The sequence below is a fragment of the Aliidiomarina sp. B3213 genome, from assembly GCF_003290085.1.
Taxonomy (GTDB): Bacteria; Pseudomonadota; Gammaproteobacteria; order Enterobacterales; family Alteromonadaceae; genus Aliidiomarina.
Genome location: NZ_QMKJ01000003.1, coordinates 48114 through 62535 on the forward strand (window position 1 = coordinate 48114; position 14422 = coordinate 62535).

13 protein-coding genes are annotated in these 14422 nt (G+C 45.4%); 5 read left to right on the plus strand and 8 right to left on the minus strand.

The genetic code is table 11. The features are described from left to right. The first annotated feature begins 15 nt into the window (after positions 1-15). Positions 16-318, plus strand: coding sequence for a hypothetical protein (locus tag DQX04_RS09750; protein WP_111915740.1), 303 nt, complete (start codon positions 16-18; stop codon positions 316-318). Between the two features lie 8 nt (positions 319-326). Further along, positions 327-536: a DUF2970 domain-containing protein gene (locus DQX04_RS09755; RefSeq protein WP_111915741.1), complete on the plus strand. Its 210-nt coding sequence runs from the start codon at positions 327-329 to the stop codon at positions 534-536. On the opposite strand, the gene prlC is transcribed toward DQX04_RS09755, so the two are convergent. After that, positions 537-2606: an oligopeptidase A gene (gene prlC / locus DQX04_RS09760; protein ID WP_111915742.1), complete on the minus strand. Its 2070-nt coding sequence runs from the start codon at positions 2604-2606 to the stop codon at positions 537-539. A 137-nt stretch (positions 2607-2743) separates the two neighbouring features. Between prlC and DQX04_RS09765 the strand changes: the two genes are divergently transcribed. Next, positions 2744-5032 carry a S9 family peptidase gene (locus tag DQX04_RS09765; protein WP_111915743.1) on the plus strand — a complete coding sequence of 763 codons (2289 nt, stop codon included), beginning with the start codon at positions 2744-2746 and terminating at the stop codon, positions 5030-5032. A gap of 12 nt (positions 5033-5044) precedes the next feature. Here the strand turns inward: DQX04_RS09765 and DQX04_RS09770 are convergent, their stop codons facing one another. Next, positions 5045-7048, minus strand: coding sequence for a tetratricopeptide repeat-containing diguanylate cyclase (locus tag DQX04_RS09770; RefSeq protein ID WP_165831979.1), 2004 nt, complete (start codon positions 7046-7048; stop codon positions 5045-5047). 253 nt (positions 7049-7301) lie between these two features. Here DQX04_RS09770 and DQX04_RS09775 point away from each other — a divergent pair, with 253 nt between their 5' ends. Next, positions 7302-8018, plus strand: a complete 717-nt coding sequence (locus DQX04_RS09775; RefSeq protein ID WP_111915745.1) for a YebC/PmpR family DNA-binding transcriptional regulator — start codon at positions 7302-7304, stop codon at positions 8016-8018. Between the two features lie 60 nt (positions 8019-8078). On the opposite strand, the gene DQX04_RS09780 is transcribed toward DQX04_RS09775, so the two are convergent. The 5 genes from DQX04_RS09780 to DQX04_RS09800 form a co-directional block, all read right to left on the minus strand. Then, entirely contained in the window at positions 8079-8399 is a 321-nt protein-coding gene (locus DQX04_RS09780) for a hypothetical protein (protein ID WP_111915746.1), read from the minus strand. A gap of 73 nt (positions 8400-8472) precedes the next feature. After that, the gene (locus DQX04_RS09785; protein ID WP_111915747.1) at positions 8473-9450 is read right to left on the minus strand and encodes an aspartyl/asparaginyl beta-hydroxylase domain-containing protein; all 978 of its coding nucleotides are present in this window, start codon (positions 9448-9450) and stop codon (positions 8473-8475) included. Between the two features lie 70 nt (positions 9451-9520). After that, positions 9521-10468 (minus strand): DUF4097 family beta strand repeat-containing protein, encoded by a 948-nt coding sequence (locus DQX04_RS09790; RefSeq protein WP_111915748.1) that lies wholly within the window; start codon positions 10466-10468, stop codon positions 9521-9523. Between the two features lie 11 nt (positions 10469-10479). Then, a complete protein-coding gene (locus DQX04_RS09795; protein ID WP_111915749.1) occupies positions 10480-10992 on the minus strand; it encodes a hypothetical protein in 513 nt (170 codons plus the stop codon). Further along, positions 10979-11497 (minus strand): RNA polymerase sigma factor, encoded by a 519-nt coding sequence (locus DQX04_RS09800; protein ID WP_111915750.1) that lies wholly within the window; start codon positions 11495-11497, stop codon positions 10979-10981. The genes DQX04_RS09795 and DQX04_RS09800 overlap by 14 nt, the downstream gene beginning before the upstream one ends. A gap of 117 nt (positions 11498-11614) precedes the next feature. Here DQX04_RS09800 and DQX04_RS09805 point away from each other — a divergent pair, with 117 nt between their 5' ends. Then, positions 11615-12556, plus strand: coding sequence for a phospholipase A (locus DQX04_RS09805; protein ID WP_111915751.1), 942 nt, complete (start codon positions 11615-11617; stop codon positions 12554-12556). Here the strand turns inward: DQX04_RS09805 and DQX04_RS09810 are convergent. Beyond that, positions 12553-14397 (minus strand): methyl-accepting chemotaxis protein, encoded by a 1845-nt coding sequence (locus DQX04_RS09810; RefSeq protein ID WP_111915752.1) that lies wholly within the window; start codon positions 14395-14397, stop codon positions 12553-12555. The two genes, DQX04_RS09805 and DQX04_RS09810, sit on opposite strands and share 4 nt — an antisense overlap. Between the last annotated feature and the right edge of the window lie 25 nt (positions 14398-14422).

Sequence of the window (14422 nt, forward strand, 5' to 3'; positions counted from 1 at the left end):
GGCAAGGAGAAGAGCATGCGTCGAATGATCATCGCGATGATCCTTTTTGGATCGACAATACTCGCTACTGCGGTATTGCTCAATGCAAACCATACTAGGCAAGAAACAGCATGTGTAGCTGTATTTAATGGTATCCAAAGCCAAGTTTGTCCGCAGCCTGAAAGTGAAGAGCAAGTAAATTGGTTTGCATGGGCTCAGTTCAAAAGCAAATCAGCACAGCTTCATTTCTTAGACTTAGTTGAACTTATTTTTGGTTCAGAACCGCCTCAGAATGTTAGTCGAGGCAACTTAGATGAACAGTCTCTAAATCGCCGATAAGATTATAGATGAGCGAGAACTCCCAACGCCCAACTTTATGGAACGTTATTGTTAGCGTTCTTGCGGCAATGTTTGGTGTACAAACAGAACACAACCGAAAGCGCGACTTTAACCAAGGCAATCCCCTTGCTTTCATTATTGTCGGCGTCATTTTTATCGTGCTTTTTGTACTTAGCATTTATGGACTGGTGAGCCTACTTGTAAGGCTCAACCAGTAGTTACGCCGCTGGTCGCTCTTCAATGCCCGAATGTCTTAATAGTGCAGCAAGCTCCGGCTTTCTGCCTCTAAACCGCTCAAACAATACAGCGATGTCTTCGCTGCCCCCGGCTTCTAAAATGTTGTTTAAAAACGAGCGACCCGTTTGCGCATTGAAAATACCGTCTTCTTCAAACTTTGAGTATGCGTCTGCCGACAGTACCTCTGCCCATTTATAGCTGTAATAACCTGCTGCGTAACCACCCGCAAAAATATGACCAAAGCTATGCTGGAAGCGATTAAACGCCGGAGGAATAACTACCGCTACTTTCTCTCTAACTTTGTCCAAGACACTCTGAATAGCGTCTGCTGAATCAAGGTCTCCACGGCTATGAATTTCCATGTCAAATAACGAGAACTCAAGCTGTCTCACCATTTGCATGGCAGCTTGGAAGTTCCTTGCTTTCAACATATTGTTAAGTAGTTCGTCGGGTAATGCTTCATTCGTTTCGTAATGACCCGCGATAAACTGAAGCGCCTCTTTCTCCCAACACCAGTTTTCCAAGAACTGACTCGGTAACTCAACTGCGTCCCAAGGAACTCCGTTAATACCGGAAATTGAACCAATACTCACTTGTGTAAGCATATGGTGTAAGCCATGACCAAATTCATGAAACAAAGTAACTACTTCATCATGGCTAAATAGCGCCGGCTTATCGCCTACTGGACGGCTGAAGTTACAAGTCAAGAACGCGACTGGAAGTTGCAAGCTTCCATCTTTTCTTTCACGGCGCACTACACAGTCCGCCATCCAAGCGCCGCCCCGTTTTTTCGCTCGAGCATAAAGATCTAAATAAAAACTTGCTCGTAAGTTGCCTTCCTCATCAAGGACCTCAAAATACTTCACATCCGGGTGCCAGGTGCTTACGTCCTTCCGCGCCTTAAATTGGACATTAAATAAGCGTGAAGCCACCTCAAACAAACCGTCGGTAACCTTTTGCTCAGGGAAATACGGGCGTAACATTTCATCAGAAATTGCGTAGTGTTCTTGTTTGAGCTGTTCTGCAAAATAAGGAATGTCCCACGCCTGCAAGTCAGAACATCCCTTTTTCCTTGCGTATTCCTTTATTTCTTCCAATTCACGCTGTGCCTGCGGATATGCTCTTGTGGACAGGTCATTCAAAAACGATAAAACCTCTTCTGGAGACGATGCCATTTTAGTTTCTAGTGACAGTTCAGCGTAATTTTTAAAGCCCAAGAGCTGCGCCAACTCGTTTCGCAAAGCCAGTGTTTTAACCATCACTTCTGAGTTATCAAATTGGGTTTCAGCACCCTGTTCAGAAGCTCGTGTAACAAACGCCGTGTACAATTTCTGTCGCAGCTCTCTATCATGAGCGTACATCATTATGGGTAAGTAGCTAGGAATGTCGAGTGTAATAACGTAGCCCGATAACTCTCTACTCTTCGCCTCTTCTGAAGCAGCTTCTAAAGCGCTTTCTGGAACACCAGCTAGAGCCTCTTCACTTTCCAGGTGTAAATACCAAGCATGAGTTGCGTCGAGTAATTGATTGCTGAACTTTGAGCTTAAATCAGACAGTGAAGACTGAATTTTGGCATAAGTACCCTTTTGTTCGTTAGGTAATGCAACACCGCCGAGCTTGAAATCTCTCAACGTATCTTTAATCACTCGTTGCTGTGGTTCAGACAACTCTTTAAAGCCATCACTCTCTGCAAGTTTTCTGTAGGCTTCATAAAGTCCTTCGTGCTGGCTTACGAATGTGCCGTAGGCTGACAATAAAGGTAAGCATGCGTCGTGCGCTTCACGCAGGTTATCGTTGCTCACGACCGCATTTAAATGAGAAACTGGGGACCACAAACGACTAAGGTCGTCGTCGGCTTCTTCTAATGGTGCGACAAGGCTTTGCCAAGTAGGGGACTCTAATTGCGCTAACTCATCGATTAACTTTTGGTTGCGTTCAACAATAAACTTAACAGCGGGTTCAATATGTTGCGGCTCGATACTGTCGAAATTAGGCAATGTATTCGATGCCGAGTGGGCATACTCCAGTAACGGGTTGGTTGTCTCGGTCATAAATAAAATACTCCGTAATTTGCCGCTTTATTTGTTTATTCATTTTAGATAACACATAAATGTGGCTTAACAACCTTGTTTTCAAGCCTGAACTTAGTAACCTTATGTCCACGTTTAGGGCATTCATAGGAATAAGAATGAAAATTAGAGCAATAACGTTAGGGCTTACGGCAATGATGACACTTGGTGCCTGCCAATCAGAAAGTGATGCAACCGCGGTTACACAACCTCAAGCGCCTACTTTCACGCTAGAAGAGGCGATAACCGAGGATATTTTTAAACTCGCTAATGTCCCAGCTACACGTTGGTTAGCCGACGGAAGTGGCTACACGACATTAGAAAGTAATGAAAATGGCGGTGAAGACATTGTTCGCTACCACCCTGTCACACAGGAGCGCACAGTACTCGTTAGTGCCAGTCAAATTACGCCAGAAGGTCAAGAAGAGGCGCTGGAAATTGCAGACTACCAATGGTCGCAAGACGGTTCTAAGGTTATTATTTTCACCAACACAGTACGTTCATGGCGTACACACACACTCGGTGACTATTGGGTACTGGACCTTACAACCAATAATCTCAAACAACTTGGTGAATTCGCAGAAGAGTCTACGCTTCAATTTGCGAAGTTTAACCCTCAGGGTAACCAAGTTGCCTACGTACAAGCCAACAACCTCTACGTTGAGTCGTTAGCTAGTAACGGCGGTGTGCAACAGCTTACCTTCGACGGTAGTGACACCATTATCAACGGCACGTTTGACTGGGTAAACGAGGAAGAGTTTGGGCTTAGAGACGGTTTCCGCTGGTCTCCGTCGGGTGATGCTATTGCTTATTGGCAAGTGGACACCAGTGGTGTTGAGTCGTTTACCATGATCGACAACACCAGTGACAACTATCCGCAGCTTACTACATTCCCTTATCCGAAAGTGGGTGAAACAAACTCTTCACTTCGTGTTGGTGTTATTCCGGCAGACGGCGGCGAAACCACTTGGATGAACCTTCCTGGCGACCCTCGCGCGCACTACATTGTTCGTATGGAATGGGCTGGTAATAATAACAAGCTCATGCTGCAACAAATGAACAGAGCGCAAAACACCATGCATTTCTGGCTTGGAGACCGAGAAAGCGGTGATGTAGAACAGTTGATTACCGAACAGTCGAACGCTTGGGTTGAGCAGGTAGATGACGTTCGCTTCTTTAGAAACGGTCAGAGCTTCACTTGGCAAAGTGAGCGCAGTGGATTTCGTCACTTATATCGTTACGACGCGGATGCTGAGGGAGATAAGCTAACACAGCTTACGCGAGGCAATTTTGATGTTGTCCAGCTACTCGAAATCGTGGCAAACGAACAAGGCGAAGGTAAAGCTTACTATATTGCTTCTCCACAAAACCATTTAGAGCGCTACTTGTTCAGTGTCGACCTCTCTGGTGAAAGCGACCCCGTTCGCCTGACTCCTGAAGAGTGGGACGGTACTCATGGTTATCAGATCGCTCAGAATGGTGAGTTCGCTATTCACAGCTTTAGTGAAGTAGGTGTAGCCACACAAACAAACTTAGTTGCGCTACCGAGCCACGAAATTATTCAAGTGATTGAAGACAACAGTGCAGTGCAAGAAGTTATTGACGAGCGCATTACCAGTACCACTGAGTTTTTCCAAGTAGAAGCAAGAGATGGCTTGGTACTCGACGGTTTCATTATGAAACCGCGTAACTTCGACCCAACTCAATCTTACCCGCTCATTATGTATGTGTACGGGGAGCCATGGGGCCAAACTGTTGCCAACAAGTGGCTTGGCAACCGCTGGCTGTGGCACGAATACATGACCCAGCAAGGTTATGTAGTCGCGTCAATAGATAACCGTGGTACAAAGTCGCCAAGAGGGCGAGAATGGCGCCACTCGATATACAAGCAACTCGGTATTGTTACTGTGCGTGACCAAGCCGACGCCTTACAAGCGATGCTCGAGCGCTGGTCTTGGTTAGACGGAGAACGTGTGGGTATTTGGGGTCACAGTGGCGGTGGTTCGCAAACGCTTAACGCATTGTTTAGATATCCTGAGCTATTTCACGCTGGCATCGCCTCTGCACCAGTACCGGACTTACGCTTGTACGATACCATTTATCAAGAACGTTACTCGGGACTGTTACCAGAGTCTGCTGAACAGTACGAAGCTACTTCAGCCATTACTCATGCGGCAAACTTAGAAGGTGAATTGTTACTCATTCACGGTACAGGTGACGACAATGTTCACTATCAAGGCTCTGAGGCTTTGATCAACGAACTCATAAGGCACCAGAAGCAATTTGAGTTTATGGCTTACCCAAATCGCTCTCATAGTATTCGTGAGGGAGAAGGTACTGTTTTACACTACCTTCAATTGAAAACCGACTTCTTCCTAGAGAACTTGCCGGTTAGTGGCGCACCGTAACCCAACGGGTTATTATACTTCGGGTCCGCTCACATCAACAGAGTGGACCCATCCTTTCTCAATAGCACCTGCTAGGTCTTTCTCTAAGGCCTCTTTGGTTTCCTCGAAAGGCACATTAAGACCCATAACACCAAGTCCACGATTGCGACCATGCACTTTGCCTATGTAAAGCGCCATATCTGCTATTTGTAAGCACTTCTCCCAGTTCAACTGAGACTCTGAAACATTACCAAACGGCAGCGGAATGAAACCCGCTGTAGCTGTTACTTGAATCGCCTCATCCTTCGTTTGCACAGGCTTTTCACCAATAACTTGCAACACACGCTGAGTAAATTCAGGAAGGCGCTCCGGATTCATCTCTTTGAGGTAGAGTAAAAACTCCTCGCCACCCCAACGCACAACCATGTCTGTTGCTCGAGAGACTTTTTTCAAACGCTTTCCAAGTTCGACTAGAACCTGATCTCCCGCCATATGACCTCGGTTGTCATTAATTTTCTTAAAGAAGTCCACGTCCAATAATAGTAATGCATCTGGGTACTCATGCTGATCCGAATAGCGCGCTTGTCGTTCCCGCTTTTTCATTGCTTCCTGGAACGAACGTCGATTTAACAACGCTGTAAGCGCGTCGTGGGTCGACTGATACTCCAACTGACGGTTGGTGTCTTTTAACTTTCGGTTTGCACGTCTTGCTGCGCGGTAGAGCTGGAACAATAGTACCGACCCTAAAACAACAACTATCGCGAACAAAATGAAGAGTTTCTTTTGTAGCTCTGCATTTTCAATAGCTCGTTGTTGTAGCTCATTACGTTGTTCCAATAAATCAATTTGCGTAGCTTGCTCATTCGCTTCATAACGCGTTTGAAGCTCAGACAGTGTTTCTTCTCTTTCTCTTTCGTGCAGTGTTTTATTTAAATCTCTTTGCTCAATGAGTGCGTTTGTAGCATTCTCAAACAGCCCAGCTTCCACATAAGCTTCTATCAATGAATTCAAGGTATCGGCATGGTCGGCATCAGTGGAGTCTTCTTTCATAATCTCCGCATTAGTTTCCATCATGGGAATACCAACCTCTGCATTCCCTGTCATCACTTCAACGTAACCTAAATTAAACAGAAGCAAGGCTTTCGTGGCCTGATCGTCAAGGGCTTCTGCCTCAGCCAAAGCTTCCTGAAAGACTTCCCGAGCCTGCTCAAATTCTTTTTCGTCTAACCAAGAAGAGCCGATATTGTTCATCGACAGCAACACAATTTCAGGTATATCAAACTGCCTTGCCCAAACAATCGCTTCTTCGTGGGAGGCAATGGATGCTGCAGACTGCCCCATTTGCCCCTCTAGATACCCTTTAAGCAAATAAAGATCGGGTAGGTCCCGTTCAAAACCTTCAGTTTTCGCTGTATCGATAGCACGTTGGCTCGTTTCTAACGCACTCTCATAATCTCTCAAATCTGATTGCAAGTAAGCGATGCTGGTATTGAGGAACTGACGACGTAGAACTGTTCTCTCGTCATCAGTTTCTCGCACAGCTTCATATGCAGATAAGTAATGCTCAAGCGCCCCCTCGTAATCACCCACATCATGAAATACTCGACCCACTAAGTTGTGAGCAAAGTACCTTACACGAGGTGACTGTATGTCTGTCATTAAAGGAAGCACACGCTCTATTGCTACTAGCGCGTCTTGGGTTTGGTCTGAAAAGTAATGAAGCGTAATTTCAACTGCACGGGCTTCAACTATGGCATCTGCCACCCCTGTGAACTCAGCCACCGTGACCATATCCTCGGTGATTTCCCAAGCTTTCTCATCTTGCTCGTCCACCAACAGGTCAATGGCGTAATAACCGCGAGCGCGAACCCAGCTCATAATCGGCGTTTGCTCGTCTACTTTTGCGACAATACTCTCTATTAACTCATGAGGATTTTCAGCTTCTGGATTGCGAGGAGCGCGAAGGTAGTCGTCTAACTCAGATTCTATCGTAGGATCTTCATGCACACGGAAGCTGTACTCGTCTTGAGCGAACAAGCCGAAACTGCAACACAGTAGCGCAAAAGTTAAAAATAAAGCTATTCGCGTGGCTAGGTGCATGGCATCAAAGTTATATGAGAGAGTTATACCCCGTTTTTATCAAATTTTTGGTTAAAACAGAAGCAAAGCATAATAAATTATCCGGAAGAAGCTAGGCCTCCGATTTCCACCGGGGTGAGAAAATCACTCGAATTCATCAACCGTTAGCAGTAATATGTGCCGTCAATATTGAGAATTCGAGAGTATTTATATGGGTCGCGCGTACCAAAATAGAAAAGATTCGATAGCAAAAACAGCTGCAGCTAAAAGTAAAGTTTATAGCCGCTACGGGCGTGAAATCTATGTTGTGGCAAAGTCAGGTGGCACTGACCCTGACGGTAACCTAGCATTAAGAAGCTTGATCGAGCGTGCAAGAAAAGACCAGGTTCCTGCTCACGTAATTTCTAACGCGCTAGACAAGGCTTCTGGCAGTGGTGGCGAAAACTACGAAGCAGCAAGATACGAAGGCTTTGGACCAGCAAACTGTATGCTTATCGTGGAATGCTTAACAGACAATCCAAATCGTACCTTCACCGAAGTTCGTAACTGCTTCACCAAAACAAAATGCAAAATTGGTGCGCCAGGTTCGGTAGCTCATATGTTCGACCACTGCGCTATTTTCAGCTTTGCGGGTGACGACGAGGACGCTGTACTAGAAGCATTAATGGAAGCTGACGTAGATGTTACCGATGTTGAGAGTAACGATGGTTTCATCACTGTATTCGCGCCAAACACTGAATATGCGAAAACTCGCGAAGCGTTGCAAAGTTTTAATACAGATATTGAGTTTGAAACTGATGAAATTCAATTTGTCCCACAACTCACTACCGAGCTAGCTGGTGAGGACATTGAAGTTATGGATAAGCTCATGGATATGCTAAACGACTGTGATGATGTGCAGCAGGTGTATCATAGCGCTAGCTATTAAAAACCCCGCTTTTAAAAACAAAAGAGGGCGGTAAAACCGCCCTTTTTTCCTTCTAATTCGTCAGACCTGTGTATCAATTTGCGTTCCGGTCTGTCTCTGTAAACTTCCCGTAACTGTCTTAATTTGCCTGTCTAGAGTGCTTATCGTTTCTTCTTGGCGAACCGCACGTTGTGCAATCTCAGCACGGTTATCTTGCCGGTCTGCATCTCTACTTAAGCGGTCAGCCTCAGACTCTAGTTCCTGAGCTTCTTGACGTTTTTCTTCCGCCTGCTCTTCTAGCCTTGTTGCTTGCTGCTTAGCTAATTCTGCGGTGCGTTTAGCCTGTTGTTGCTGATAGTCACCAAACGCACTGACGGTTAATGATGCCGAATCAGTAATCATGTCAACCGCCCTCTTATGTTATTTCACCTAACATAAAGATTAGCACTTGATTAAAATTCAGGCAATTTATGCTCTACCCACTAATAAGCGAATAAGGAATATAAATAATGAGTGCCAAAAGTCCTAGCAGCACTATAGCGAGAATCGAATTCACAACAAACTTAAGCGTTTTATATAACGGCTTATTTGTCTCTTTCAGTTCTTTAGAACGCGCTAGTAAAGGTGAAACGCTGGAAAACACAGCATTGGCTAGTCCTTTTTTATCTGACTCATCATTCGGAACAATGGTCATGCGCATGAGCTGACGATAGAAAAAATTGACAACTTTACCAACCACACCCATAGGTCTTTCCACGTCTAGCATCAATATAAGACGAGGCTTGCCGGTGTTGTTTGCTACATGGTGAACGTAGGTCTCGTCGAACAATAGAGCTTCCCCGTCACGCCAGCTGTACTCTTGGTTATCGACGTTAATCCAACAATTGTCGTCGTTCGGTGTTTCCAACCCTAGGTGGTAACGCAAAGAGCATGCGAATGGGTCAGAATGAGGTGTTAGCTTCCCTCCAGGTGGCAACAACGTAAACATTGCGCCTTTAACCTGAGGAATTTGTTCAATGAGTTTTACCGTTTCAGGACACATTCTTTTCGCAGAGTCATGCGTATACCCATACCACTTAAGGTAGAATTTACTCCATCCGTATTTAAAAAAGGTTCTGAAACCAACGTCGTAATGACCGCTATTATTCTTGTCCTTGGTCTTTTCAAATTCGTTGTTTTCTCTCAATGCCAAAGCTTCATCTCGAATGGTTTTCCAGTTCACGGTGACGTTCGCTAACTCAGGGAATTCGTCGAGATTAAGAATAGGTCTACGAGCGCGCTTCTGCGTCGACATATACAACATGCAATTTAATGGCGCGAAGATTGGCCAGCACTTGCGAGCGTACTCATTAAAAGAGGGATGACGATACGTGCCACGAAAAGCATAAACATATACCATCGAGGCGACGGTAAAGGTTGCTAATGCAAGAAGAATGAGAATTAATGGCTCCATTGTACGCTGACCTTCTATTAACTATATCGGGCGCACCATAGAGCCATTGCTGGGTAAAATCAAGTTTTAGTTAGTTGCGTACGACTATCTCACCATTCACAGAGTCAAGCTGTACGCGGCCAGTACCGCTACCAACGGTAAATTCTAACGAGCGCCCAGGACCGTAGCGGTCGCGAGAAACTTCATCATTAGTGAGTCGGTTTTCAATATCACCACCGTGCGTATTAATCTCAAACTTTGCACTTAGGTTTTGCGCGAACTTAACGTGGATTTCTCCATGTACAGTTGAGGCATCTAAGTTAACCGACGGATTACCTAGTTCTAACGTGACTTCGCCACCCACGCTCTGTGCTTCAACTTCTTCAGCATGAGCCAGAGTCATCTCGATTTCCCCATTCACGGTTTCTGCTTTAACAGTCTGGGCTCGGCTGGTCGAAACAATATCTCCATTTACCGAGCTGTAGCTTGCACTTCCTGTTGAATCGATATCTTCGATTTCACCATTAACTGTGCCCAGCTCAATATCACCACTCGAGCCTGAAATTTCGATATCGCCGTTAATTGTACTAAGGTCAACTTGATTCTTCAGACCCATACCTGTGACATCACCATTTACGGTTTCAACTTTGGTCATTCCCTCAATACCTTCAGCAGTCACATCAACGTTCACACCGGTAAGGCTGACACGCGCTCCCACAGGAACCAAAATAACGAGCTCCGACTCCTCTTGGTTTCTCCATCCCCCAGAGCTTACTCGGCGAGGCATTTTCACTTCAAAGCGTGTGGTGCCCCCAGAAGACTCAAGAATAAATCCTTCTGCTAGTTCGTCTAATGTACCTTGGACCGAGAACTCATTGCGGTTGTGGGCAATAATTTCTACGTCTCCGCGCATGACTTCCAGGATGATTCGCTCGTCAGCACTTACATCGCGTTGTTCGTCAATAGCTTCTTGCGCTGGCAGCGGCCCGGAAGCACAACCTGCCAAGATCACTAATATTCCTAACCATTTCGCTTTCATCAGTTGTCTCCTTAAACAAGACTTGTTTGGCTACGCAACATGGTTTGAGTCCAAGCCAGTTGCTGCCTATAGGTATAAATTAATAGTTCTTCTAACGCTTTGTTCCCCGGCGAATTTTGAAGCGCCAGCGCTACGTCACGCGCAGCACGTTCAAATTCCTGATTTTGTAATGAGATATCTCCATACATTGAAGAGGCATCACTCGGCAATTGCTTCTGGAGTAGCTCGATGTCTCGCTGCAGCCTTGCCACGGTAATTTCGTGCGCTCGCTGTGTAACTGCTTGTTCTAGGAATTCAGGACTTTGCTCAGCCATTTGCACATCGTTATCACGGTATTCATGTACTGTTGCAATTACTCCAACGAACGCGATAGTGACGATACTTGCCGCTATAGCAGCGAAGTTAGACCTCTTGTGCGTGCCTCTATCTTCAAGTTTGGACTCAATACCATCCCAAAGATCCGGCACCTGTTCTTGTTTGCTTTTTAATTGTTCGATGGCGTGCTCAAAATCATGCAACTTCATAATTACCCCACCAATGCTGTAATTGCTCTCTTGCTCGTGAGAAGTGAGACTTACTTCCACCTTCGGTGATGCCAAGTAAATCAGCTACTTCTTTATGTGTATGGCCTTCTATTGCATAAAGCACGAACACTATTCTCGAGCGCTCAGGTAACTTTTCTATCAACGAACACAACTCATCGACGAGACCAAGGTCTGTTTCCGTAATCGGCAAACCTTGTTGTTCATCAATATCCACCGTTTTTAATTTGTTCTTGCGTAACATATCCACCGATGTGTTTACCGCAATGCGATATACCCAGGTTTTAAAAGTCGATTCACCCTGAAACTTAGGTAGCTGTTTCCATACCTTCACAAATACTTCCTGAGTTGTTTCTTGCGCCTCGTCTTGGCATATCAGCAACCGTTTGCATACTCGAAATACCATATCTACGTGAGCATGGTATAAATGTTTGAATGCACGCTTATCGCCTTTAGCGGCTTTGCGTATTAGTCGCTCTTCATTCACGTTGTGATATGCTCGCCTTGGTCTCAGGTTAAGCTCATTTGCTTCGTTGTTATTAGGTTAGTCGTTACGAGGTAGAAAAAGGTTTAAACCACTGTAATTTTTTTTGGAGCAGATTACATGAAAAATCTATCTTGGTATGGAGTAATCGCTGGTTTTGTATCCTTGTTTTCTCCACCTGTACTTGCTCAAAGCGAGGCAGAACAGAGCGAGGATACAACATGGACTTCACCCACAGCACAATACTTAGAACAATTCTGGGAACTCGGCGAAGTACAAAAGCGGGGGACGTTTACATTGCGGACTTATAATCCGAACTATGTTCTTCCCTATCATCATTCCGACAATATAAACCAAGTTCCTGAAAGCCCAACACGAGGGCAAGTAACAGGCTTGCCCGAGTACCAAGACCATGAAATGAAAATTCAACTGTCTTTCCGAACCAAGATTTTGGAAGATTTTCTGTTACCGAATGGCGATTTATGGATGTCTTATAGTCAAACTTCGTTATGGCAAGCTTGGAATTCAGACCAGTCTTCTCCGTTTAGAAGCACAGACCACAACCCAGACGTATTTTATGTAGCGCCAGTTGCAGCGAGCTACGACATTATTCCAGGCAACTGGCGGTTAAGAATGGTTAAATTTGGTTTAGCCCATGAGTCGAATGGACAAAGCAAGCCCTCGTCTAGAAGTTGGAATTATTGGTATGTGGGTGGCGTTGTTCAAATGTCTAACTTCGTTTTTGAAACGACCTATAAAACCCGAGTCAATGAAACACTAGAAGACGACGACAACCCTGATCTGACAGATTACAGAGGAAACGTTGAAACACGCCTTACTGCAATGTTTGATCAAACCAGTGTCGCTGTTACCCGTCACTCGCCAGAGTTTTCTTTCGACCGAGGAAACTGGCAGTTGGACATCACACACCCTTTAATACCTGGGAAGCCAGAGGGTGTGCGCGTCCATCTTCAATTGTTTAGTGGGTATGGTGAGTCTTTAATTGACTACAACCATAAACAAAACCGTATTGGTATCGGCTTTGTACTTATTAATATTTAAGCGACTTTAAATGCCTCGACTTGTTGCTGTAAGTCAGCCGCAAGTCGAGCAAGCTCCTCACTCGAGCTCGAACACTGTGAAGCACCCGTAACCACGTCACGAACACTATCGGCGATGTGGTTCACATTCTTCGAAACGTCTTCTGCAACTGAAGCTTGTTCCTCTGTGGCAGTAGAAATTTGAATGTTTAAGTCGGCAACATTAGACACTGAAGTGCTTACTCTAGAAAATGCTTCTCCAGAATGCTTAGACAACTCCACACTCTCTCCAGCCTGTGTTTGCGACACTTCCATTGCTTCCATAGCCTCTGTTGCGCCGCGAAGTAAGCGTTGCGTCGTGTCATGAATCGTAGAAGTCGACTGCTTGGTATTCGCAGCAAGATTACGTACTTCGTCCGCGACCACAGCAAACCCACGCCCTTGTTCACCCGCGCGAGCAGCTTCAATTGCGGCGTTCAATGCCAGCAAGTTGGTTTGTTCAGCGATATTTTCAATAACCTGAACCACTTCCGTAATTTCAGCTGCTCGATCATTCAGTATTTGCAAGCGTTCAGCAGTTCCTTGAACAGAAAGTGTTAAGTCTTCGATCGCCTTCACACTCTTGTTCACGGTTTCACTACCTGATGTAGCTTGCTCATCTGCTTCTTGTGCAGAACCAGCAGCTTCTTGGGCATGGCGAGCCACTTCCTGAATAGCTGAAGACATCTGTGTAATCGCGGTCGCAATCATATTTGTCTGTTGCTCTTGATCGCCCGCCACTTTCGTTACATTTTCACTTACATGCTCAAGCTCTTGCGCTGCTGCGGCCAATGCAGACGACGTCGAGTGCAGCCCGGTAATTAGACCTTGGAACCGCTCAATCATAGAGTTGAAGTCTTTACTCATGCCCGTTAACTCGTCTTTGCCGTCTTGGTCTAAACGTATAGTCAGGTTTGAGTTTTCCGCGATATTCGAAATTGTCCCTCGAATACGTTCTACTGGACGAATAATGCTAAGCCCGAGCAAGACATTTCCACCTACTACGATAGCCATAATCAGCAGGAATACCGCAAATACAATGACTTCAAGCTGAGTTTGGCGCGCCTGTAAATTCTCCACAAGCTGTTCGTCGAGACTTTCAAGGTTGGTTTCCGTTTCATGCACGGCGCCTCGCATAACGCCTTTAACCCCTTGCGTTTCGTCTAACCCAAGTGTCTGTTGGCCTTCAACATACGCGTTGAATGCTGCAACATAATTGTTAAAAGAAGACCGGGCTGAAGCAGGAACAGAAAAGTTACGGGCTTGGTTCCTAAAACGCTCTACATATTCCAAGTCGCCACGAAGCATAAAGTCTTTCTCATGACGTCTTAGCAATAGGAGTTCCACCTGTAAGCTGGCGTTATTTAAAGTTGAAACTGCATCTTCAATTTCGCTCGCCGCTGCCCGCATTTCCCCATATAAACCCGACTCCGGATCAAGCCCTATCTGTTCGGAGGTGCTTACATAATTCCCAAACTGAGTTTCATACTCATCTAAATTGCGCTCAAAGGTATTCAGTAAGCGCGTTTCTATACCTTGCTGCTCAAGAATTCCAGTTAGGTTTCTTGCATACCCCCTCAGAGTTGACATATTCGCTTCAAAGCGAGCTAGGTAACTTGGGTCACCACGCAGCATAAAGTCTTTTTCGCGGCGTCGAAGCATGAGTACTTCAGTATTCATTTGTTCAACTAAAAGTCGAGCATCGGAGAGTTCTGCAACCTGGTTCGCTTGATACATCTTCAAGCCGAGAATCATAACCAAGCCTGCGACGAGTATAATACCGCTGCCGATAAGACGTTGTTTGATGGAGTAATTACGTAACATAGATAGGCACCTAACAGATGAATAG

Coding starts and splice junctions, on each gene's coding strand:
- DQX04_RS09790 (WP_111915748.1), bottom strand. CDS start 10,468: ATGAAAGCGAAATGGTTAGGAATATTAGTGATCTTGGCAGGTTGTGCT.
- DQX04_RS09765 (WP_111915743.1), top strand. CDS start 2,744: ATGAAAATTAGAGCAATAACGTTAGGGCTTACGGCAATGATGACACTT.
- DQX04_RS09750 (WP_111915740.1), top strand. CDS start 16: ATGCGTCGAATGATCATCGCGATGATCCTTTTTGGATCGACAATACTC.
- prlC (WP_111915742.1), bottom strand. CDS start 2,606: ATGACCGAGACAACCAACCCGTTACTGGAGTATGCCCACTCGGCATCG.
- DQX04_RS09755 (WP_111915741.1), top strand. CDS start 327: ATGAGCGAGAACTCCCAACGCCCAACTTTATGGAACGTTATTGTTAGC.
- DQX04_RS09795 (WP_111915749.1), bottom strand. CDS start 10,992: ATGAAGTTGCATGATTTTGAGCACGCCATCGAACAATTAAAAAGCAAA.
- DQX04_RS09775 (WP_111915745.1), top strand. CDS start 7,302: ATGGGTCGCGCGTACCAAAATAGAAAAGATTCGATAGCAAAAACAGCT.
- DQX04_RS09810 (WP_111915752.1), bottom strand. CDS start 14,397: ATGTTACGTAATTACTCCATCAAACAACGTCTTATCGGCAGCGGTATT.
- DQX04_RS09805 (WP_111915751.1), top strand. CDS start 11,615: ATGAAAAATCTATCTTGGTATGGAGTAATCGCTGGTTTTGTATCCTTG.
- DQX04_RS09780 (WP_111915746.1), bottom strand. CDS start 8,399: ATGATTACTGATTCGGCATCATTAACCGTCAGTGCGTTTGGTGACTAT.
- DQX04_RS09785 (WP_111915747.1), bottom strand. CDS start 9,450: ATGGAGCCATTAATTCTCATTCTTCTTGCATTAGCAACCTTTACCGTC.